Source organism: Pseudomonas grimontii, from assembly GCF_007858185.1.
GTDB lineage: Bacteria > Pseudomonadota > Gammaproteobacteria > Pseudomonadales > Pseudomonadaceae > Aquipseudomonas > Aquipseudomonas grimontii.
On the sequence record NZ_VFES01000004.1, the window covers coordinates 42,242 to 63,982 of the forward strand.

The 21,741-nt window shown below is 61.4% G+C and carries 17 protein-coding genes; 4 read left to right on the forward strand and 13 right to left on the reverse strand.

The window, feature by feature from the left end; genetic code table 11:
- Nucleotides 1-4 precede the first annotated feature (4 nt).
- From FIV39_RS08655 to copC, 6 genes are all read right to left on the reverse strand, one after another.
- Complete coding sequence (locus FIV39_RS08655) at nt 5-967, reverse strand: TRAP transporter substrate-binding protein (protein WP_090402568.1); 963 nt, start codon at nt 965-967, stop codon at nt 5-7.
- Between the two features lie 51 nt (nt 968-1,018).
- Nucleotides 1,019-1,894 (reverse strand): SMP-30/gluconolactonase/LRE family protein, encoded by an 876-nt coding sequence (locus FIV39_RS08660; RefSeq protein ID WP_090402570.1) that lies wholly within the window; start codon nt 1,892-1,894, stop codon nt 1,019-1,021.
- A 30-nt stretch (nt 1,895-1,924) separates the two neighbouring features.
- The gene (locus FIV39_RS08665; protein WP_090402572.1) at nt 1,925-2,743 is read right to left on the reverse strand and encodes an NAD-dependent epimerase/dehydratase family protein; all 819 of its coding nucleotides are present in this window, start codon (nt 2,741-2,743) and stop codon (nt 1,925-1,927) included.
- Nucleotides 2,744-2,966: 223 nt separating this feature from the next.
- Nucleotides 2,967-4,229 (reverse strand): OprD family porin, encoded by a 1,263-nt coding sequence (locus tag FIV39_RS08670; protein WP_090402574.1) that lies wholly within the window; start codon nt 4,227-4,229, stop codon nt 2,967-2,969.
- Nucleotides 4,230-4,403: 174 nt separating this feature from the next.
- The gene (gene copD / locus FIV39_RS08675) at nt 4,404-5,261 is read right to left on the reverse strand and encodes a copper homeostasis membrane protein CopD (protein ID WP_090402576.1); all 858 of its coding nucleotides are present in this window, start codon (nt 5,259-5,261) and stop codon (nt 4,404-4,406) included.
- A gap of 3 nt (nt 5,262-5,264) precedes the next feature.
- Nucleotides 5,265-5,630 (reverse strand): copper homeostasis periplasmic binding protein CopC, encoded by a 366-nt coding sequence (gene copC / locus FIV39_RS08680; protein WP_090402578.1) that lies wholly within the window; start codon nt 5,628-5,630, stop codon nt 5,265-5,267.
- A gap of 115 nt (nt 5,631-5,745) precedes the next feature.
- Between copC and FIV39_RS08685 the strand changes: the two genes are divergently transcribed.
- Entirely contained in the window at nt 5,746-6,366 is a 621-nt protein-coding gene (locus FIV39_RS08685) for a TetR/AcrR family transcriptional regulator (protein WP_027606227.1), read from the forward strand.
- A 95-nt stretch (nt 6,367-6,461) separates the two neighbouring features.
- On the opposite strand, the gene preA is transcribed toward FIV39_RS08685, so the two are convergent.
- From preA to hydA, 3 genes are all read right to left on the reverse strand, one after another.
- The gene (preA, locus tag FIV39_RS08690) at nt 6,462-7,736 is read right to left on the reverse strand and encodes an NAD-dependent dihydropyrimidine dehydrogenase subunit PreA (RefSeq protein ID WP_146371500.1); all 1,275 of its coding nucleotides are present in this window, start codon (nt 7,734-7,736) and stop codon (nt 6,462-6,464) included.
- Entirely contained in the window at nt 7,736-9,103 is a 1,368-nt protein-coding gene (locus tag FIV39_RS08695; RefSeq protein ID WP_090402582.1) for an NAD(P)-dependent oxidoreductase, read from the reverse strand. The genes preA and FIV39_RS08695 overlap by 1 nt, the downstream gene beginning before the upstream one ends.
- Nucleotides 9,104-9,258: 155 nt before the next feature.
- Complete coding sequence (gene hydA / locus FIV39_RS08700; protein ID WP_090402584.1) at nt 9,259-10,698, reverse strand: dihydropyrimidinase; 1,440 nt, start codon at nt 10,696-10,698, stop codon at nt 9,259-9,261.
- A gap of 591 nt (nt 10,699-11,289) precedes the next feature.
- On the opposite strand from hydA, the gene FIV39_RS08705 reads away from it, so the two are divergent.
- Together FIV39_RS08705 and FIV39_RS08710 are read left to right on the forward strand one after the other, a co-directional pair.
- Nucleotides 11,290-12,777, forward strand: a complete 1,488-nt coding sequence (locus tag FIV39_RS08705) for an NCS1 family nucleobase:cation symporter-1 (RefSeq protein ID WP_090402586.1) — start codon at nt 11,290-11,292, stop codon at nt 12,775-12,777.
- Nucleotides 12,778-12,943: 166 nt separating this feature from the next.
- Nucleotides 12,944-14,227: a Zn-dependent hydrolase gene (locus tag FIV39_RS08710; protein WP_090402588.1), complete on the forward strand. Its 1,284-nt coding sequence runs from the start codon at nt 12,944-12,946 to the stop codon at nt 14,225-14,227.
- A gap of 109 nt (nt 14,228-14,336) precedes the next feature.
- On the opposite strand, the gene FIV39_RS08715 is transcribed toward FIV39_RS08710, so the two are convergent.
- Nucleotides 14,337-14,795 carry an REP-associated tyrosine transposase gene (locus FIV39_RS08715; RefSeq protein WP_090402590.1) on the reverse strand — a complete coding sequence of 153 codons (459 nt, stop codon included), beginning with the start codon at nt 14,793-14,795 and terminating at the stop codon, nt 14,337-14,339.
- 368 nt (nt 14,796-15,163) lie between these two features.
- Between FIV39_RS08715 and FIV39_RS08720 the strand changes: the two genes are divergently transcribed.
- Complete coding sequence (locus tag FIV39_RS08720) at nt 15,164-15,652, forward strand: hypothetical protein (protein ID WP_244176274.1); 489 nt, start codon at nt 15,164-15,166, stop codon at nt 15,650-15,652.
- A gap of 199 nt (nt 15,653-15,851) precedes the next feature.
- Here FIV39_RS08720 and FIV39_RS08725 read toward each other — a convergent pair whose 3' ends face one another.
- From FIV39_RS08725 to FIV39_RS08735, 3 genes are read right to left on the reverse strand one after another with little or no spacing between them, the layout of a single operon-like run.
- The gene (locus FIV39_RS08725) at nt 15,852-17,270 is read right to left on the reverse strand and encodes an efflux transporter outer membrane subunit (protein ID WP_090402592.1); all 1,419 of its coding nucleotides are present in this window, start codon (nt 17,268-17,270) and stop codon (nt 15,852-15,854) included.
- Nucleotides 17,254-18,420, reverse strand: a complete 1,167-nt coding sequence (locus FIV39_RS08730; RefSeq protein ID WP_090402594.1) for an efflux RND transporter periplasmic adaptor subunit — start codon at nt 18,418-18,420, stop codon at nt 17,254-17,256. The genes FIV39_RS08725 and FIV39_RS08730 overlap by 17 nt, the downstream gene beginning before the upstream one ends.
- Complete coding sequence (locus tag FIV39_RS08735; protein WP_090402596.1) at nt 18,410-21,631, reverse strand: efflux RND transporter permease subunit; 3,222 nt, start codon at nt 21,629-21,631, stop codon at nt 18,410-18,412. The genes FIV39_RS08730 and FIV39_RS08735 overlap by 11 nt, the downstream gene beginning before the upstream one ends.
- Nucleotides 21,632-21,741 lie beyond the last annotated feature (110 nt).

The following is a 21,741-nucleotide window of genomic DNA, read 5'->3' on the forward strand; positions in this document are numbered from 1 at the left end:
GAGGTTATTGAACGGCGTCGATCCGCGTGATGATGTCGGCGTAAGGCGCGCCGTACTTGGCGCGAACCGCTGCGGTGGCGTCATAGAAGGGTTTTTTGTCGACGGTGATGAACTCGACACCGGCCTTTTTGAGTTTTTCCTCACTGCTGGCGGACTTGGCATCCCACAGCGCGCGCTCATCGGCCTGGGCGGCCTTGGCGGCGTTTTTGACCATGACCTGTTGCGCCGGGGTGAGCTTGTTCCAGGTGATTTTCGACATCACGATGGGCTCGGGCAGGATCAGGTGCTCGGTGAGGGTGTAGTACTTGGCGTTCTGGAAATGGTTGTGTTCCAGCATCGTTGGCGGGTTGTTTTCCGCGCCGTCGATCACGCCGGTCTGCAGGGCGCTGAAGATCTCGCCGGTGTCCATGGCAATCCCGTTGGCGCCCATCGCGTTGAAGGCATCGATGAACAGCGGGTTGCCTTGCACACGGATCTTCATGCCCTTGAGGTCTTCGATCTTGCGCACGGGTTTCTTGGTGTAGAGGTTGCGCGTGCCGCCGTCCATCCAGGCCAAGGCCACCAGGCCGAACTCGGAGTCGGTGATCTTGGCGAGGATCTCATCGCCGATCTCGCCATCGATGACCTTGCGCATATGCGCCTGGTCGCGGAACACGAACGGCAGGTTGAACACGTTCACGTCCGGCACCACCGGCCCGACGATGCCGAGGCTGACACGGGTCATCTGCACGGCGCCGACCTGGGCCTGTTCGACCACTTCCTTCTCGGAGCCCAATACGCCGCCCGGGAAGTACTTGAAGGTCAGTTCGCCGTTGCTTTCCTTGGTCAGGGCCTTGCCCATGTTTTCTTCGGCGACGACGGTGGGGTAGCCGGCAGGGTGAATGTCGGCGAATTTGATTTCCAGCGCGTGGGCGGCGCTGCTGAGGGTAAAGACTGCGGCGGCGAGCAAGGTGCGTTTGAAGTCCATGGGAGGTCACTCCTGTGTTGTTATTGTTGTATTCAAGGCACAGCGATGCAGCTAGAGGGTAAACGTCGGTTCAGGCAGTCCTTGGACGCCGGGGTTGAGGGCGAACACGCCGCCGGAGACTGACTGGTCACTCTGGTCGTCGCGGATCGAAGTGACGAACAGGGTGTCCAGGCGGCTGCCGCCGAAGGCGCACATGGTGGGTTTTTTCACCGGCACGGTGAGGGAGCGGTCCAGGCGCCCCTCGGGGGTGAAGCGGTGGATCAGGCCGGCGTCGTTGGCGCAGATCCAGTAACAGCCATCGGCGTCCACGGCGGCGCCGTCGGGGCGGCCAAGGTAGTGGTGCATATCGACGAACACGCGACGGTTGGACGGTGTACCGGTGTCGATGTCGTAGTCGAAGGCCCAGATTTGCTGCACCAGCGGGTGCGAATCCGAGGCGTACATCGTGCGGCCATCGGGGCTGAAGGCCAGGCCGTTCAGAGTGATAAAACCATCCAGCTGGGCATGGGGCGCTGAACCCGAGGCATAGCGATAGAGGATGCCCTCGGCCGCATTCGCGCCCATGTTCAGCACCATGCTGCCGGCCCAGAAACGCCCCTGGCGGTCGCAGCGGCCGTCGTTCATGCGCATGTCCGGGCGTGGGTGCTCGACGCTGGCCAACGGCGTGGTGTCGAGGCTGCCATCGTTGTGCGGCGTGAGTTGGAAGAAACCGGTTTCCATCCCGGCGACCCAGTTGCCCGTCGTTGTGCGGGCAATGCAGGCAAGCATCTGCGGGGCTTTCCAGGCGGTTACGTGGCCACGGGCGGCGCTCCAGCGTTGCAGGCCGCCGTTGGGGATGTCCACCCAGTACAGGGCGTTTTCCTCGGGCACCCACACCGGGCATTCGCCCACGGCATTGCGGGCGTCGACGATCAATTCAGCAGTCATGGCAACTCATTCCCTTGGGTGGGTGTGAACTCAGTCACCGAACGGCCCCGCGGCGCAGAACGCACCACCCTGATAGACCTTGGCCGGGTCATCGGCGGCCACCGGTGGCTGGGTTTCGACCTGGGCACGGAAGACTTCGGAGCTGTCTTTCGGGGCGTAGCCCAGGTGCGCGGCGTAGCGGTTGTCCCACCAGGTGTCGAGGTTATCCGACATGCCGTAGACCAAGGTGTGGCCGACATTCGGCGTATACAGCGCGCGTTCGAGCAGTTGGGTCAGGTCGTCGAAGCTCAGCCAGGTGTGCATCATCCGGCGGTTCTGCGGTTCGGGGAACGAGGAGCCGATACGGATGCTCACGGTCTCGATGCCGTAGCGGTCGAAATAGAAGCTCGCCATGTCTTCGCCGTAGGACTTGGACAGCCCGTAGTAGCTGTCGGGACGGCGTGGAGAGTGGGCGTCGAGTTTTTCGCCCTGCTTGTGGAAGCCGATCACATGGTTTGAGCTGGCGAAGATCACGCGCTTTACCCCATGGCGGCGCGCGGCTTCGTAGATATGGAAGGTGCCGCTGATATTGGCGCCGAGGATTTCTTCAAACGGACGCTCCACCGATACGCCGCCGAAGTGCAGGATCGCGTCGACGCCTTCCACCAGGTGATGCACCGCTTGTTTGTCGGCAAGGTCGCAGGGCTGGACTTCTTCCGAGGCATCGACCGGCGGGGCCATGCTGGCGATGTCCGACAGGCGTAGCACCTGGGTGTACGGACGCAGGCGTTCGCGCAGGACTTTGCCGAGGCCGCCGGCGGCACCGGTGAGCAGCAGGCGGTTGAAGGGAGTGGGGGTGGTCGTGGTCATGGGGAATTCCAATTTTTTTGTTGTAGGTTGTCGTATGACTATGTCGAAGTATTGCTAGGGATCCCCCAGGTTGTCAACGTTCTTCCAGACGAGTGAGATTCAAATGTGGGAGGGGGCTTGCCCTCGATGAGGGCGTGCCAGTGAATGCATCTGTTACTGACCCACCGCCATCGGGAGCAAGCCCCCTCCCACAGGGGATTTTCTGGGGCTGGGAGACTAGGTTCTACAGTAGGGAGATTGGATAGCTGATAAAGATGCGGTTTTCATCGAACTCGTTGGTGCTGAAATCCCGTCGCAGGGTCGAGTTGCGCCACTTCACGTTGAGGTTCTTCAATGCACCGCTTTGCACGGTGTAGGCCAGCTCCGATTCACGTCCCCATTCCTTGCCATCGGTGATCGCCCCGGTGTGCACGTTACTGCCGCTGATATAGCGATTCATCAGGGTCAGCCCCGGCACGCCGAGCACCACGAAGTTGAAGTCATGCCGCACCTGCCAGGATTTTTCCTTGGCGTTGTCATAACTGGAGTTGTAGCTGTCGTTGGCCAGGGTGCCGCCGCTGGTGCCGTTGACGCGCATCCACACGCTGTCGCCGGTGAGTTTCTGCAGGCCGACGTAGAAGGTGTTGCCGCCGTATTTAGCCGAGAGCAGGGCGAAGGTGGTCTTGTTGTCGAGGTCGCCGGCCAGGGCGCTGCCGTCTTCCTTGCCGTTGAAGAACCCGAGATTGGCGCCCAGGGTCCAGTCGCCCACCGGTTGGCTGTGGGTCAGGTTGACGTACTGTTGCTGGTAGATGTCGGTGAGCTCGGAGTACCACAGGCCAACTTGCGTGCGCTTGTCGTTGAAGCTGTATTCGCCGCCGCCGAAGTTGAAGCGGTCGGAGGTGAACGCGGCTTTGCCGTTCATGAACATGTCTTCCATGCTCGCGTCGTTGCGCGGGCTGTTGCCGCGAAACTGGCCGCCGTAGAGGGTCAGGCCGGCGATTTCATTGGACGTCACCTGGCCGCCGCGAAAGGTCTGGGGCAGCGAGCGACCATCGTCGGAGCGCAGGATCGGCAGCACCGGCATCCATTCGCCGACCTTCAATTCGGTCTTCGACAGCCTGGTTTTCAGCGCCACGCCCAGGCGCCCGAAATTGTCGGCGGGGCGGCCGTCATCGTGGATCGGCAGCAACTGGGTACCGCCGGTGCCTTTGCCGCCATCGAGCTTCTGCGAATACAGCCCCAGCACATCAATGCCGAAACCCACGGTGCCCTGGGTGAAGCCGGATTTGGCGTCGAGAATAAAACTCTGCGTCCACTCTTCGGCCTTGCCCTGAGGGTTGCTCGGGTTGGTGAAGTTACGGTTGAAGTAGGCGTTGCGCAGGTTGAGCGTGGCTTTGGCGTCGTCGACGAAGCCTTCGGCGTGGGCGACGAGGGGCAGGGCGAAGGCCAGGCTGCCGAGACCGATAAGGCCGATACACGACGAGGAATTACGGGCGAATTGACTCACAGTGACGCTCCCTTTCATTTGTTGTTTTTATTATTTGTTATACGTCGTCGTACAACATTGGAGGGATATTTGCGGGGTTTTCGTGAGGTGTCAAGCAGAAGTTATACGATGACTAGGTGGGGGTTGATCTAAAGCGGGCACAGTCAATGTGAGAGGGGCAAGCCTCTCACACATTCAGCCAGCCAGGACCATTGGAGGCAGGGTGCCAAGCAGGGATACGGCAGCGACTGCTGAAACACCGAGCAGCCACTCCAGCATCACACTGGCCTTCAAGCTGCCCAGCCGTTGTTCGCCGCTATCAAGGCGCAACCGGTTCAGCAGCGCCAGCGCCAACATGCCCAGCACCAGCATCACCTTGATCAACAGAATCAGCGCGAAACCACTGAACAACGGCGTGGGCCACAGCTGCCCGGTGAGTACGCGCACATTGATCAGGCCGGTCACCAGCAACCCCGCGACCAGGCCATAACCCACGCCGCTGAAACGACGCAGGACCGGCGCCAGCTCAAAACCGTTTGGCGGCTTGAGGATCAATACCAGCAGCAATAACCCACCCAACCATGCGCCGACGCACATCAGGTGCACCACCTGGTTGAGTATCAACAACTGCCCCCTCAGCCCATCAAGCATGGCGCCATGGCCGACCGGGGCCAGGGTCATCAGCAACAGCGTGATCAACGGCAGGCGCGCGGCCTTCCAGGCGGTCATCAGGGCGATGACCAACAACCCATTCAACATCAGATGCCAGGTCCACACCTGGCCAAAAAAGGTCTTGCCCAGCACCCGTTGCACGGTCGACAGTTCCAGCGCCGCCGGCCATGAACCGGCCATGCTGGCGGTAATCAACAGTAACCAGATCACCGCCGACGCGAGGGCCGTCCATGCCAGCCCACGGGTGATGCGCAACAATTGCCGGTCCAGCACCGGCTGCGGTTCAGCGCCGAGGAGCCAGGGCCTGAATACACAGGCCCCGAACATCAACAGCACGACGATGAAATGCACGAACCGGCACAGCACCAGCAGCGTTGCCATGGGTTATTGGCCGACCTTGAAGCTGTATTCACCGTTGCTCTTGTGGGTGTCGACGGACACCGCATTCCACACCACCTTGTAGTTGCCGGCCGCGAGCGGTGCGGCAGGGGTGACCACCAGGGTTTTCTTGTCGGCGTCCGGGGTTTCCAGGCCTTTGATGGCGATTTCGGTGCCGTCCTTGCTCAGGGACACCTTGGTGAAGGTGGCTTCGACGCCTTCGCTGAAGGTCAGGCGCAGATCTTTGGGGGCCGTGACGCTGCTGTCTGCCGCAGGCGTGGCGCTTTTGAGATGAGCATGGGCAAACGCTGCGCAGGGACCCAGCAGGGAGGCGAGCAGGGCGACAGTGGTCAGGGTTTTCTTGATCAACATTGTGCAATACCCAGCAATGGTTAGGAGCGGGCAGTGTACGAAGTTTCGACTGCGCCTGTCGCCCCGATCTAGAGCGGTGGTAGTCTTTGGGTCATGTCTTTGTCAGGGAGCCCTTATGGGCAATCACAAGAGCGGAATTCGCCGGGTCAACGTCGAAAAAATCCTGCTGGCGGCGGAGAAAATCTTCGCCGAGAAGGGCTACGGCAGTACCGCCATGGCCGATATTGCTGAAGAAGTGCAACTGCCGCGCTCCAACCTGCATTACTACTTCACCACCAAGAGCGAGCTGTACAGCGCGGTGCTGTTTGACCTGCTGGAAGTGTGGAAGCAGGACGCCCTCAGCTTCGAGACCTTCGATGACCCCCGCGTGGTGCTCAGCAGTTACATCCGCGCCAAGATGCAGCGCTCGCGCACGCGGCCGTATGGCTCCAAGGTCTGGGCCAACGAGATCATCCACGGCGCGCCGACACTCGGTGAGGCGCTGGATGAGAGCCTGTACGACTGGGCCAAGATGAAGGAGGCGAAAATTCGCCAGTGGGTGGAAGACAAACGCATCCTGCCGGTGGAACCGTCGAGCCTGCTGTACATGATCTGGGCGTCGACCCAGCACTATGCCGACTTTGATCACCAGGTGAAGATTCTGAATGATCACCAGCCGTTGTCGGATATGCAGTTCGAGAAGGCGATCCAGACGGTGACCAGTGTGATTTTGCGCGGGATTGGGTTGGAGCCTTGAGTGGGAGGGTGGGGCTTAGGGCCTCATCGGGGGCAAGCCCCCTCCCACATTTGATGTGTGGTGTGGGAGGGGGCCCCCGATAGCGGCCTGAAGGACTACACCGCCTCCCGATAGGGATTCCTCGGATCCTGCGTCCAATTCAAAAACGGCTTGCCCGTGTCGATAGGCACCATCTCGATGCAATCCGCCACCGGACAGGTGATCTGGCACAAGTTGCAGCCCACGCACTCATCATCGATCACTTCGTATTTATGCGTGCCGTCCGCCTGCTTCAAGCTGGCGATGGCCTGGTGCGAGGTGTCCTCACAGGCAATGTGGCAACGCCCGCAGCCAATGCACGCCGCTTGGTCGATCTTGGCGATCACCTGGTAGTTGATGTCCAGGTACTTCCAATCCGTGGTATTGCCCACTGCGCGCCCGGAAAATTCCTGCAAGCTCTGGTAACCCTGGCTGTCCATCCACCGCGACAGCCCGTCCTTCATCTCTTCAACGATGCGAAAACCATGCAGCATCGCCGCCGTGCACACCTGCACCGCGCCGCAACCGAGGGCGACGAATTCCGCAGCGTCGCGCCAGTTACCGATGCCGCCGATCCCGCAGATCGGCAGGCCCTGGGTCTGCGGGTCGCGGGCGATTTCGGCGACCATGTTCAGGGCAATCGGCTTGACCGCCGAACCGCAGTAACCGCCGTGGGTGCTCTGGGTGCCGACCATTGGCAGGGCGACCATGCGTTCCAGGTCCACGCTGGTGATGGAGTTGATGGTGTTGATCAGCGACACCGCGTCCGCACCGCCGCGATACGCCGCCCGCGCCGCCACACGGATGTCGGTGATATTCGGCGTGAGCTTGACGATCACCGGCAGCGAGCAATAGGTCTTGCACCAGCGCGTCACCTGTTCCACGTACTCCGGCACCTGGCCCACCGCCGCGCCCATGCCGCGCTCGGGCATGCCGTGGGGGCAGCCGAAGTTCAGCTCAATGCCGTCGCAGCCGGTGGCTTCCACCAGGGGCAGGATGTTTTTCCAGGATTGCTCAACGCACGGCACCATCAGCGACACGATCAGCGCGCGATCAGGCCAATCCTTTTTCACCTGGGTAATTTCCCGCAGGTTGATCTCCAGGGAGCGGTCGGTGATCAGCTCGATATTGTTGATGCCCAGCACTTCACGGTTGGCGCCGTAGTGCGCCGAGTACCGCGATGACACGTTGACCGCTGCCGGGTCTTCACCCAGGGTCTTCCACATCACGCCACCCCAGCCCGCTTCAAACGCACGCACCACGTTGTAGGCCTTATCGGTGGGCGGCGCGGAGGCCAGCCAGAATGGGTTGGGGGCCTTGATACCGGCGAACACAATCGAGAGATCGGCCATTACGCAGCCTCCACATTCAGCATGAGTTGGGCGTGCATGGCTTCGGCGGCCAGCTTGCCGTGTTGCACCGCCTGCACGGTGAGGTCCTGGCCGAGGCTGACGCAGTCGCCGCCGGCGTAGACCCCAGGGATGCTGGTGCGCAGCTGTTCGTCGACGAAGATCCGCTCGCCGACGCGGTGCAGCTGTTGCGCCATGGGATCATGCAAGGCCTCGCCGTCAAAACCCTGCCCGATGGCCTTGAAGATGGCATCGGCGGCCAGTTCGAAGGTCTCTCCAGTGGGATGCAGGCGGCCGTTTTCCAGGCGGGTGCGGGCGAAGCGCATGCCGCGTACACGGCCCTGTTCATCGAGCAGCACTTCTTCGGGCTGGGCCCAGGTCAGCAGGCGCACCTGATTGGCCTTGGCGATGTCCTGCTCATGGTGGGTGGCGCCCATATCGGCGAGGCCACGGCGGTAGACGAGGTTCACATCACGGGCACCGAGCCTGGCCATTTGCACGGCCATGTCGATGGCGGTATTGCCGGCGCCGAGCACGATGCAGCGGTCGGCCAGGGGCAGTTGGGTCAGGTCATCGGCCTGGCGCAGCTCGCGGATATAGTCGGTGGCGGCAAGCAGGCCGGGTGCGTCCTCATGGGGCAAGCCGAGTTGTTTGCTGGCCGCCAGGCCCAGGCCGAGGAACACCGAGTCGAATTGCTGGTGCAGTTCGCTGAGGGTGAGGTTCTCGCCGAGGCGCTGGCCGTGGCGGATTTCGATGCCGCCGATCTGCAGGAGGAAATCCAGTTCCTTCTGGGCGAAGTCATCCACCAGCTTGTACTTGGCGATCCCGTATTCGTTCAGACCGCCGGCTTTTTCCCGCGCTTCGAAGATCACCACGTCATGCCCGTGCAGGGCGGCGCGATGGGCGCAGGCCAGCCCAGCGGGACCTGCACCGACCACGGCGATGCGTTTTCCGGTAGAGGCGGCACGCTGGAACGGGTGTTCGCTGAAGTGGGCGTTATCCACCGCGTAGCGTTGCAACAGGCCGATCAGCACCGGCGCGCATTCTTCGGCGTTGTTACGCACGCACGCTTGCTGGCAGAGGATTTCTGTCGGGCAGACCCGTGCGCAACTGCCGCCGAGGATGTTGGCCGAGAGGATTTTCTGTGCTGCGCCCTGGACGTTGTCGGTGTGGATATTGCGGATGAACGAGGGAATGTCGATTTCGCTGGGGCACGCGTTCACGCACGGGGCGTCGTAGCAGTACAGGCAGCGCGAGGCTTCCAGTTGGGCCTGGCGGGCGTTGAGGGGCGGCGCCAGGTCGGTGAAATGGCTGGCGAGGGTGGCCCCGTCTTCATGGGGATGGGGGAGGTGGGTCAGGGTCTGGATCACGGTGTTGGCCTCACGGTTTTTTGGATTGCCTCTAAGTGGGCATTTTTGTTGCCTGTACTGGCCTCATCGAGGGCAAGCCCCCTCCCACATTCGACCGAGTGGTATCTGAATGAATGCGGTCAAGTGTGGGAGGGGGCTTGCCCCCGATGGCGGTCTCAGCGCTTCACAGCCACGGGCCTGGAATGCTCCGCCCGCTTGCTCAACTGCTCAAACACCGACGGATACGCCGGCCGCTCCACATAGCGCCCGGCCCCGTGTTCGGCGCGCAGGTCGCCATCGGCCCAGACCAGCTTGCCCTGGCTGATGGTGTGGCTCGGCACGCCGCGCACGGTCTTGCCTTCGAAGATGTTGAAGTCGACCTTCTGATGGTGGGTCTTGGCGGAAATGGTCCGCGTGCCTTCGGGGTCCCACAGCACCAGGTCGGCATCCGCACCTACGCGGATCGCGCCTTTGCGTGGGTAGAGGTTGAAGATCTTCGCGGTGTTGGTGGAGGTCAGCGCGACGAACTCCTGCATCGACAGGCGCCCGGTGTTGACCCCTTCGTGCCACAGCAGCGCCATGCGGTCTTCGATACCGGCGGTGCCGTTGGGGATCTTGCTGAAATCGTCACGCCCGGCGGCTTTTTGTTCGGCGCAGAAGCAGCAGTGGTCGGTAGCGGTGGTGTGCAGGTTGCCCGATTGCAGGCCATGCCACAGCGCTTCCTGATGCCCGCGCGGACGGAATGGCGGGCTCATCACATAGCCGGCGGCGGTTTGCCAGTCGGGGTGCTGGTAGACGCTGTCGTCCAGCAGCAGGTGGCCGGCGAGCACCTCACCGTAGACCGCCTGGCCCTTGCCTCGGGCGTAGGTGATTTCATCCAGCGCCTCCTGGGTAGACACGTGCACAAGGTACAGCGGCGTGCCGATGGTCTCGGCGATACGGATCGCGCGGCTGGCCGCTTCACCTTCCACCTGGGACGGGCGTGACAGCGGGTGCGCTTCCGGCCCGGTGATGCCCTGGGCCATCAGCTTGCGTTGCAGGTGGTACACCAGCTCGCCGTTTTCCGCATGCACGGTGGGCACGGCGCCGAGTTCCAGGCAGCGTTCGAAGCTGGCCACCAGGGTGTCGTCGGCCGCCATGATTGCGTTCTTGTAGGCCATGAAATGCTTGAAGCTGTTGATGCCGTGGTGGCTGACCAGCTCGGCCATTTCCTCGCGCACCTGTTCGCTCCACCAGGTGATCGCCACATGAAAGCCGTAGTCGGACGCAGACTTTTCTGCCCAGCCCCGCCACTGGTGGAACGCTTCCATCAACGATTGCTGCGGGTTGGGAATCACGAAGTCGATGATCGAGGTGGTGCCCCCGGCCAAACCCGCCGCCGTGCCGCTGAAAAAATCTTCACTGGCCACGGTGCCCATGAAGGGCAGTTGCATATGGGTATGGGGGTCGATGCCGCCCGGCATCAAATATTGTCCGCTGCCGTCGAGTTGTTCAGTGCCGGCGGGAATATCCAGGTCCGTGCCAATGGCGCGAATCAGACCGCCTGCGCATAACACATCGGCGCGGTAACTTTCATCATGGGTAATAACGGTGGCGCCACGGATCAACAGCGACATGTCGAGTTCCTCACAGGCTTGACCGGCTTGTGCCAGTTCTAAGTGTTGTATTGCTACGCGCCGATGTTCGGTTAATTCCTGTCATCGGTGACAGGAATAGAAACTAGCCCGAGTTTTTCGATTGAGCAAGAAGATTTTTTATAAGCTTATATAGTATTTAATCTATTGATTTATAAGGATAAAAATACAAAATCACCAAAATGTAGCGGTCTCTCACCATTTTGACGCACTTGACAGGTTCCCAATATGAGCAACATTTCTTATTGCAAATCAGATGCTTGAGACATGCCTCTTGACGGGGTCGGTAAATAAAAATAATTGTGGTGCACCAGATTGACTCCTGACGGTTCGGATAACTGGCGCGTTATTTAGCCTGAGTAACGCGGCAAGTACCGCAGGCGCAATCGGAAAGCTGATTAACATCAGCAAGTTATATAAGCGGTGCGGGTTCAAGGGCAGTTGTCGGCACGGTTATTGAGTGCAGTGGCGGCTGGCCGGACCCGTGATGTCATGTTGTTTACGAGGTACTCCGGCCACCCAGCGTTCAGCGCGGGGTGAGCAACAATAATTCGAAAAAACCGTGGAGCGGCCATGCAACAGAACAGATCGCAAGTCATTGAGCGCAACGGCCTGTACGAACTCGACGCCGGCCCCGACGTCCTCGACAGCCCTCGCTACAACCACGACATGGCACCGACCAAGGTGCACGAACGCACCTGGAACAAGTGGCACATCACCGCGCTGTGGGTCGGCATGTCGATCTGCGTGCCCACCTACACCCTGGGCGGTGTGCTCACCGCATATTTCGGGTTGTCGGTGGGGGAGGCGCTGATGGCGATATTGCTCGCCAATATCGTGGTGCTGATCCCGCTGACCCTTAACGCCTTCCCCGGTACCAAGTACGGCATTCCGTTTCCGGTGTTGCTGCGTTCGTCCTTCGGCATCCTCGGTTCCAACGTGCCGTGCCTGATCCGCGCGCTGGTGGCGTGTGGCTGGTTTGGTATCCAGACCATGTTTGGCGGGCTGGCGATTCACCTGTTCCTGGGCTCGATTTTCGAGGGGTGGAAGTCCCTCGGCGGCACCGGTGAGGTGATCGGCTTCATGATGTTCTGGTGCCTGAATTTGTGGGTGGTGCTGCGCGGCGCCGAGTCGATCAAGCGCCTGGAAACCCTGTCGGCGCCGTTGCTGGTGGCGGTGGGCATTGGCCTGCTGGTGTGGGCGATGCCGAATGTGTCTCTCAGCGAACTGATGGCGATCCCGCCCAAGCGTCCAGAGGGCGCGAGCCTTACCGGGTACTTCATGGCCGGCCTGACTGCGATGGTGGGCTTCTGGGCCACCTTGTCGCTGAATATTCCCGACTTCAGCCGCTATGCCAAAAGCCAGAAGGACCAGATCCTCGGGCAGATTTTCGGCCTGCCGCTGACCATGTTCCTGTTCGCCGCCCTCGGCGTGATCATGACCGCCGCCTCGGTGAAACTGGTGGGCGTCAGCGTGTCCGATCCCGTGACCCTGATCGGTCATATCCAGAGCCCGGTGTGGGTGGCCGTGGCCATGGCGCTGATCATCGTCGCCACCTTGTCCACCAACACCGCCGCGAACATCGTTTCGCCCACCAACGACTTCCAGAACATCGCGCCCAAGCTGATCAACCGCACCACGGCGGTGATCCTCACCGGCCTGGTCGGGCTGGTGCTGATGGGCCATGAACTGCTGAAAAAACTCGGCTTGATCGTCTCGGATGTGAGCCTGGAAACCGTGTATTCCAACTGGTTGCTGGGCTACTCAAGCCTGCTGGGGCCGATCGCCGGGATCATGGTGGTGGACTACTTCATCACCCGCAAACAGCAACTGGACCTGGCCGGTCTGTACCGCGACGACGTGTACCCGGCGTGGAACTGGAGCGGCTTTATCGCCTTTGGCGTGCCGGTGGTGTTGACGTTGCTGTCGTTGGGCAGCGATGCGTTCAGCTGGTTCTACAGCTACGGCTGGTTTACCGGTTCGGCGTTGGGCGGGTTGCTGTATTACGGCCTGAATGCCAGGCGTGGAATCAGTCCGATGCCAGCCAAATCCCCGCTGTAACGGAAGTGGAATGCAATCTAAATGTGGGAGGGGGCTTGCTCCCGATAGCGGTCATTCAGCCAATGCATGGGTGACTGATCCACCGCAATCGGGAGCAAGCCCCCTCCCACATTGGACCGCGTTCCCCCTGCTCCTATCATAAGAAGCTCAGCCTGAGGAGATCCCCATGAATGCTGCCCTTGACGTTCTGCAATCGACCCACCAGCACATCAACCGCGACCGCTTGTGGCAGTCGCTGATGGATCTGGCCAAACTCGGTGCCACCCCCAAGGGGGGCGTGTGCCGCCTGGCCCTCACCGACCTTGACCGCAAGGCCCGCGACCTGTTTGTGCAGTGGTGCGAAGACGCCGGTTGCACCGTGACCGTCGATGGCATCGGCAATATCTTCGCGCGCCGTCCCGGTCGTAATCCCAACCTGCCGCCGGTGATGACCGGCAGCCATATCGACACTCAGCCTACGGGCGGCAAGTTCGATGGTTGCTTCGGTGTGCTGGCGGGTGTGGAAGTGCTGCGTACGCTGAACGACCTCAAGATCGAAACCGAGGCGCCCTTGGAAGTGGTGGTGTGGACCAACGAGGAAGGCTCGCGCTTCCCGCCGTGCATGATGGGCTCGGGGGTATTTGCCGAGAAGTTTACCCTGGCGGAGACCTTGGCCAAGGTCGATGCGGACGGGGTCAGCGTGGGTGATGCGCTGAACGCGATTGGCTACGCAGGAACCCGTCCTGAGCGTGGGCATAAGGTCGGTGCGTATTTCGAGGCACATATCGAACAAGGGCCGATTCTGGAAGATGAGAAGAAGACCATCGGCGTGGTGCTCGGCGCCCTCGGGCAAAAGTGGTTCGACCTGAAGCTGCGCGGCGTTGAAGCGCATGCGGGGCCGACGCCGATGCACCTGCGCAAGGACGCCTTGGTAGGCGCGGCGGCGGTGGTGGCGGCGGTCAATGCGGCGGCGCTGGGGCATCAGCCGCATGCTTGCGGGACTGTCGGTTGCCTGCAGGCGTATCCCGGCTCACGCAACGTGATTCCCGGCGAAGTGCGCATGACCCTGGACTTCCGGCACTTGGAACCGGCGCGATTGGATTCGATGATCACCGAAGTGCGTAAGGTGATTGACGAGACCTGTGCCAAGCACGGGTTGAGTTTTGAAATGGAACCCACGGCCGACTTCCCGCCGCTGTACTTCGACAAAGGCTGCGTCGACGCCGTGCGCGATGCGGCGAATGGGTTGGGCCTGTCGAACATGGACATCGTCAGCGGGGCAGGGCACGACGCGATCTTCGTCGCCGAGTTGGGCCCGGCGGGGATGATCTTTGTGCCGTGTGAAGGTGGTATCAGCCATAACGAAATCGAAAACGCCGCACCGGATGACCTGGCCGCGGGATGTGCGGTGCTGTTGCGCGCCATGGTGGCCGCTTCGGCAGCCATCGCCAGCGGCAAACTCGCCGCCTGAAATGCGGGAGGGGGCTTGCTCCCGATAGCGGTGTATCAGTTACAGATAAGCTGACTGACCTACCGCAATCGGGAGCAAGCCCCCTCCCACATTTGAACTGTGTTTGACGTTAAACCCAGATGGCATCCCACAGTGGGTAGTCGCCAATCCGCTTGACCAGACCCGCTCGCAATGGATTAGCCACCACATACCGGGCTATTTTCACCAAGTCATCTTCCTTGCGCAGTGCGCGGTCATGAAAGCTTTCTTGCCAAAGCCGTCCCTTGCGACCACTCACGGCATTGACGGTCCTGGTGCTCTTTGACTTCACCTGGCACATCAAGTCCGCCAGCGAGCCTTTTTTCAGTTCAAGCAGCCAATGGAAATGGTCCGGCATGATGACCCAGGCCAGGGAATTGGCCAGCCCTTGGTACTGGGCCAACCGAAATTGCCAGACCACCAAGCGAGCGAGATGGAAATTGTCGAATATCGGTATGCGTTCGTGGGTGTTGGTGGTGATGAGGTAGATGCGGCTTGGTTCGCTGAAGCGGCCGATGCGCAGGCGGTGTGAAGCGGGTAAATCTGCCATTCCCTGGCCCTCTCTAGATGTGCTTAGAGAGGCTAGATTGGAGAGCAAGAGGTTGATGGGCGGGCTTTTGGCAGGATGTGTCTGGAAGGACGCTATCGGGGGCAAGCCCCCTCCCACATGGGGTCCGCAGTGCTTATACATTATGTGTCTGACGCAGAATCAGTGTGGGAGGGGGCTTGCCCCGATGAGGTCGGAACTGACGCTGCCGAAACCTCATTGCACTTGGAAATGTCTTGCTTTGAGGCTGTGGTGTAAGGCATGTCTTACTCCTTCGTACGAAGTCTCTTTTGTTCTTCTCCTCGCTCATCATCTTGGCCATCTGGTGTTAGGTTCTGCCGCGCAAAAACCTAATGCAGAGGAAGCATGTAATGGCGAACCCTATGCCCGCGCCTGATGAATCAGCTATGCCAGGTTCAGGAACTACTAGAAAGTCGCTTTACTCAAGGGTTACAACGATTTTGCTGGCGCTTTGCTTGGTGTATATCGCTGGTGATTGGCTGCTTTCGCCGGGCCGCCCGCAATTGACGGAGGTTGTACTCCGCGTGCCGATCAGTGATGACGCTTCGATCTATGGCGTCAAGGATGATCGCGGAGGGGCCACTGTGCCGTTCAGTTACCGATATTACGTTTACCGCACCTTGGGAACCGATAGTGAAATATTGGCTGTATTGAGAGATGCCAATCCGTTTCTGGTTACGCGTGACGGGGCGGTAAAAGTTGATGTCGAGAGCCGTTCGATTACGGTTTCGGTGTCGGGGGATGTATCCGACTATCACAGCAGTACCTTGTATCGGCATGCCAATGGTAGTGATTACACAGTGGTGAGTGTTTTTCTTAATAGTCGGCCAGAGGGCTGAGATGTGCGGTGGATCAGTCAGTGATGATTGACTGAACCACCGCAATCGGGGGCAAGCACCCTCCCACATTGGCTCAGTGGTGTTCATACATTGTGTGTCTGACGCAGGATCAGTGTGGGAGGGGGCTTGCTCCCGATGGCGGTGGCTCAGCTACGGATAAACTGGCTGTTCCACCGCCATCACTGTGCCTGGGGTGATGTCAGGCGCCAGGTTGCCAGCCGCCGCCGAGTGCGGTCATGAGTCCTACACTGGCCTGCAACTGCCGCGTCTGCACCGCCTGCAATGTCCGCTGCGCCTGCAACGCTGCGGTCTGCGCGGTCACCACATCCAGGTAACTCACCGCCCCCGCCTGATAGCTGTTCATCGCCAATGATTGCGTATGCTGCGCCGCATCCGCCGCCGCTTGTTCGTCCTGCGCCTCCTGCTGCAAATCCCTTAACTGCGCGAGGTTATCTTCCACCTCCCGTACAGCCTTCAACACCTGGCTGCGATACTGCGCCGACGCCTCTTCAAACTCGGCCTTGGCCTGGCGTTCATTGGCGCTCAGGCGCCCACCGTCAAAGATCGGCACATTCACCAACGGCCCCAGCGCCCAATACCGATTACCTGCCGAGAGTAGATTGCCCACGCCTTGCGTCTGCCCGCCGATCAGCCCGGTCAAGCTGAAGTCCGGATACCACGCCGCCTTGGCCACGCCGATATTCGCGTTGGCCGCAAACACCCGTCGCTCTGCCGCCACAATATCCGGGCGACGTTGCAGCAGGTGGCTTGGCAGCTGCGAAGGAATCCCCGGCAGGGCGATCAGTTGCTGACCGGGCGGCAAGGTAAAGTCGCTGGCTGCCACACCCACCAACTCACCGATGGCGTGCTCGGTGAGGTTGCGTTGCCCGCGTACCTCATCCAATTGGGCCTTGGCCTGCGCCAGTTGGTTTTGCGCCCGTGTCAGGTCCAGTTCCGAGGCAATCTGGCCCTCGTACCGGCTGCGGGTCAGTTGCAGTGCCTGGCTGAAATCCTCCAGCGAGCCAGTGAGAATCCGACTCTGCGCATCCAGCCCATTGAGCTGCACGTACAAGGTCGCCAACTGACGCTGCAAACTCAGGCGCGCCACCGCCAGGTCATCTCCTGACGCTTGCGCCTGGGCGTCGCCGGCTGCGACCTGGTTGCGGATTTTGCCCCACAAGTCCAGGTCGTAACTCAACGAAAAACCGGCGGTGTTGCCGTTGTACACCGACGGCTGCGTCTCTCCCCGCAACGGCCGCGAGTCAGATTGGCGCTGGCGCAACGGCTGTGCGCTGGCGGTGATCTGCGGGAACAGCCCGGCATGTAGCTGACTGGCATAGGCCTGGGACGCATCGAAGTGCGCCAGCGCCGCCGCCAAGTCCGGGTTGGCCTTGAGCAGTTGCTGCTGCAGGTCATTCAGGCGCGAATCGTTGTAGAGCTTCCACCATTCGGGGGCCAGTTGGTCGGACGGCTGCGCGCTGTGCCAGGGGCCGTCGCTGGTCTGTTCGCGGTAGTTGGCCGGCAGGTCAATCGCCGGCACCTTGTAGGTCGGCGCCATCGAGCAGCCTTGCAAGACCAGCAGCATCAATGCCGCGAGCGGTTTAAGCCCTGCGCGCATGTGCACCTCCGGCGTCGGCCAGTTGCACCGGGTCGCCTTCGCGCAAGGCATCGGGCGGGTTGTCGACGATGCGGTCGGCGGGTTTCAAGCCTTGATCGATCACCAGGCGTTCGCCCAGGTCGAGGCCGATGTGGATGGCTTGCAGGTGCACATGGTTCTGCCCATCCAGCACCGCCACCTGGGTGCCCTGGGCGCGGAAGATCAACGCGCTGGCCGGGATGCTCACACCATGGGTATCGGCCGGAATCGGCAGAGTGGCTTCGGCGTAGTCACCGGGCAGTAATTCGCCGTTCGGGTTGTCGGCGACGAATTGGGCGAGCAGGGTGCCGGAGCGGCGGTCGATGGCGGTGGAATCACCGATCAGGCGCGCCTTGAAGTGCTTGCCGGGATGCTCGGGCACGGTCAGCTCGGCTTCAAGGCCGGGATGGATGACCGCCGCGTAGTTTTGCGGCACCGGCACATAGAGGCGCAATTGGTGGGTGTCGGCGATGTTGAAGAGTTCCGGATCGCTGTCGGTGTCGGCCTTGATCAACTGGCCGATATCGGTGTTGCGCGCGGTGATGGTGCCGGTGAACGGGGCGCGAAGGGTCTTGTAGCTTTCCAGCGCCGACAGCCGTGCATAGTCGGCAGCGGCCGCCTCGGCGTTGGCCTTTGCGGCAGCGGCGTTGGAGGTTTTTTCATCGGCCTCCTGGCGCGAGACCGAATGGCTGGCCAGCAGGTTTTGCCAACGTGTGGCGGTGGTTTCGGCCAAGCGTGCGTTGGCCTGCTCCTGCACCAGGCGTGCATGGGTTTGCGCCAGTTGCTGGTCGAGGTCGGGGCTGTCGATTTCGGCGAGGACTTGCCCGGCCTTGACCTGGCTGCCGATGTCGACTTTCCAGTCCTTCAAATAGCCGCTGACCCGGGCGTGGATCGGCGCCTTGCTCCAGGCCTCCAGGTGCGCCGGCAGGCGCAAGGTATCGCCGGCCACATTCTGCTTGGGCTGGAACACCATCACTTGCGGGATGGCCGCGGTCTCGGTCCAGGCGGTGACCGATTGTTCGTGCAGCGTGCGGGCATGCAGGCCGTTGGCGACCAACAGGGCGGCCAGGGTCAGGCCGCCGACACCCATGAGCATCAGACGCTTGCGCGAGGGTTTGTGATCAGACGACATGTGGGGTTTCTCCTGCAACTGCGCGAGTAGGGTGACGACCGTGGACCAGGCTGAAGACCACGGGAACAAACAACAACGTGGCGAGGGTGGCGAAGATCAAGCCGCCGATAACGGCGCGCCCGAGCGGGGCGTTCTGCTCTTCGGAAATCGCCAGGGGCAACATGCCGATGATCATCGCCAGGGCAGTCATGCACACCGGGCGGAAGCGCGTGTAACCGGCCTCCATGGCGGCCTTCAACGCATCACCATGTTCGGCCAGGCGCTCGCGGCAGAAGCTCACCACCAAGATCGAGTTGGCCGTGGCGACGCCCATGCACAAGATCGCTCCAGTGAGCGCCGGCACCGACAATGAAGTGCCGCTGAGGAATAGCATCCACACGATCCCCGCAAGTGCTGCCGGCAAGGCCGTAATGATCACAAACGGGTCGGCCCACGACTGGAAGTTGACCACGATCAGCAGGTAGATCAGCACCACCGCACCCAGCAGGCCAAAGCTCAAGCCGCTGAAGGCTTCATGCAACGCATCGATCTGCCCATGCAGGCTGATCACCGCGCCTTTGGGACGCAGGGACGCGGTGTCATCCAGCACTTTTTGCACGTCGCGGGCCACGCCGCCGAGGTCGCGGCCCTGTACGTTGGCGTACAGGTCCAGGGTCGGTTCGATGTTGTAGTGGGTCACCACCGCCGGGCTTTGCACGCGAGAAATGGTTGCCACGCCGCCGAGGATCTGCGACTGCCCGTCGGCACCGGTCACTGGCAGCGCTTCCAGTGACGGCAGGCTGTCGAGGCGGTATTGCGGGGTGGCGGCGACGATGGAATAGGACACGCCGTTGGCCGGGTTGAGCCAGAAGGTCGGCGCGGTTTGCGAACTGCCGGCGAGGGAGGCAACCATGCTGTTGGTCACGTCCCGCTCGGTAATGCCCAGTCCGTTGGCGCGCATGCGGTCGACATTCACCTGCAGCGACGGGTAGCCGGTGGACTGCTGGATGCGCAGGTCGGCGATACCGGGCACATGTTGCAGGCGACGTTCCAACTCGACGGCGTAGGCGCGGTTTTCTGCATCGCTGCGCCCGGAGATTTTCACGTCCAGCGGCGCCGGCGCGCCGAAGTTGAGGATCTGGCTGCTGATGTCCGCCGGCAGGAACGCGAAGTGGCTGCCAGGAAAACTTTGCGGCAGCGCCTCACGCAGTTTTTTCACGTAGTCGGCGGTGGGCGCATGGTCTTTTTTCAGGCTGACCTGAATGTCGCCGTCCTGCGGGCCGATGGTGCCACTGCTGCTGTAGGCCATGTCGATGCCGCTGAGCGGGATGCCAATGTTATCGACGATGGTGTCCAGCTCAGCGGCGGGAATCACTTCACGGATCCGCGCTTCGATGCGGTCGAAGGCGGCGGCGCTTTCTTCGATACGCGTGCCCAGCGGCAGGCGCACATGCAGGGCCAACGCACCGGCATCCGTCGCCGGGAAAAAGTCCTGGCCCAGGCTGGGCAATAGCAGGAATGAGGCGAGCACACAGGCCAGAAAGCCCACGACAAAACGCTTGCGATGACCCAGGGCCAACGTCAGCAAGCCATGGTAAGTGTCGCGGATATTCGAGAAGTGGCGCTCGAAACCTTGCTGGAAATTCAGCACGGCTTGCAGCGCGGCATTGCGCGGTTGCTTGTGCTGCTCGCCTTCATGGTGGTTGATGAATGCATCTTCGGGATGATGTCCCACGCCCTGCTCCGGCGTGTGCGGCTTGAGCAGGAACATCGCCAGCGTCGGCACCAGGGTACGCGAGAGAATGAATGAGCTGGCCATGGCAAAGATCACCGCCAGCGCCATCGGCCGGAACAGATAACCGGCGATGCCTTGCAGCAGGAACATCGGCACAAACACGATGCAGATGCACAGCAGCGAGACGAACGCCGGGCCGACAATTTGCGCGGCGCCGTCGAGGATCGCGGTCTTCACCGCCTTGCCTTGTTCCAGGTGCCAGTTGATGTTTTCGATGGTCACCGTGGCGTCGTCCACCAGGATCCCCACCGCCAACGCCAGCCCGCCAAGGGTCATGACGTTGAGGGTTTGCCCGCTGACGGCCAGCAGCGCGATGGCCGACAGCACCGCCAGGGGGATCGACGCCGCAATAATGATCGTGGAGCGCCAACTGCCGAGGAACAGCAGGATCATCGCGCTGGTCAGCAGCGCGGCGATGATGCCTTCCTGGGCCACGCTGCCCACCGATTGCTTGACGAACACCGACGCGTCGCCCAGCAACGAGGTCTTCAGTGACGGTGGCAGGGTTTCGTTGATGCGCGGCAGCATCTGGCGGATACCGTCGATGATCGACAGGGTGGAAATGCTGCCGTTTTTCAACGCCGGCATCAGCACCGCCCGATGGCCGTCGACGCGCACGATGTTGGTCTGTGGCGGCGAGCCATCGCGCACGTGGGCGACCTGGCCGATGGTGATCAACGCGCCGTCGACGGTCTTGATCGGCAGGTCGTTGAGCTCATCGATGGCCTTGGGGCTGTTGTTGAGCAGGATCGTGTATTCGTTGGGGCCGAGTTTGGCGGTGCCCACCGGGATGATCTGGTTCTGCAGCGCCAGGGCATTGCCCACATCCTGGGCCGACAAGCCCTTGGCAGCCAGTGCCTGGGGGTCGAGGTCGAGGGTGATCTGCCGCTGTTTGCCGCCCATTGGCGTGGGCATTGCCAGGCCGGGCAGGGCGCTGAGAGGCAGGCGGATATTGTTCTGCACCAGGTCGCGGATCCTGGCTTCCGACAGCGTCGGGCTGGAGAACGCCATTTGCAGGATCGGCACCGTGGAGGCGCTGTAGTTGAGGATCAGCGGCGGCGTGATACCCGGTGGCATCTGCTTGAGTACGGTTTGTGACACAGCGGTCACTTGGGCATTGGCGGTGCGGATGTCGACGCCGGGCTGGAAGAAAATTTTCACGATGCCCATGCCGGGCAGCGATTGCGATTCGATATGTTCGATGTCGTTGACGGTGGTGCTCAGGGAGCGTTCGTAGGTGTAGATCACCCGACCGGCCATGGCGTCCGGCGACAGGCCGTTGTACTGCCAGACCACGGCGACTACGGGGATACCGATGTCGGGGAACACGTCGGTGGGGGTTCGCAGGGCCGCCATCGGCCCGATGATGCAGATGAATATGGCCAACACGATAAACGTGTACGGCTTTTGCAGTGCGGTCTTTACCAGCCCGAGCATGCGTGAACCTCCGAGGGAGCAGGATTGCAAACCCCGGCAGTCTTGCCCGACCCACCTAACACGCGCCTTTCAGCCAGGTGAAGGAACATTTAGGTAAGGGCTGAAGATCG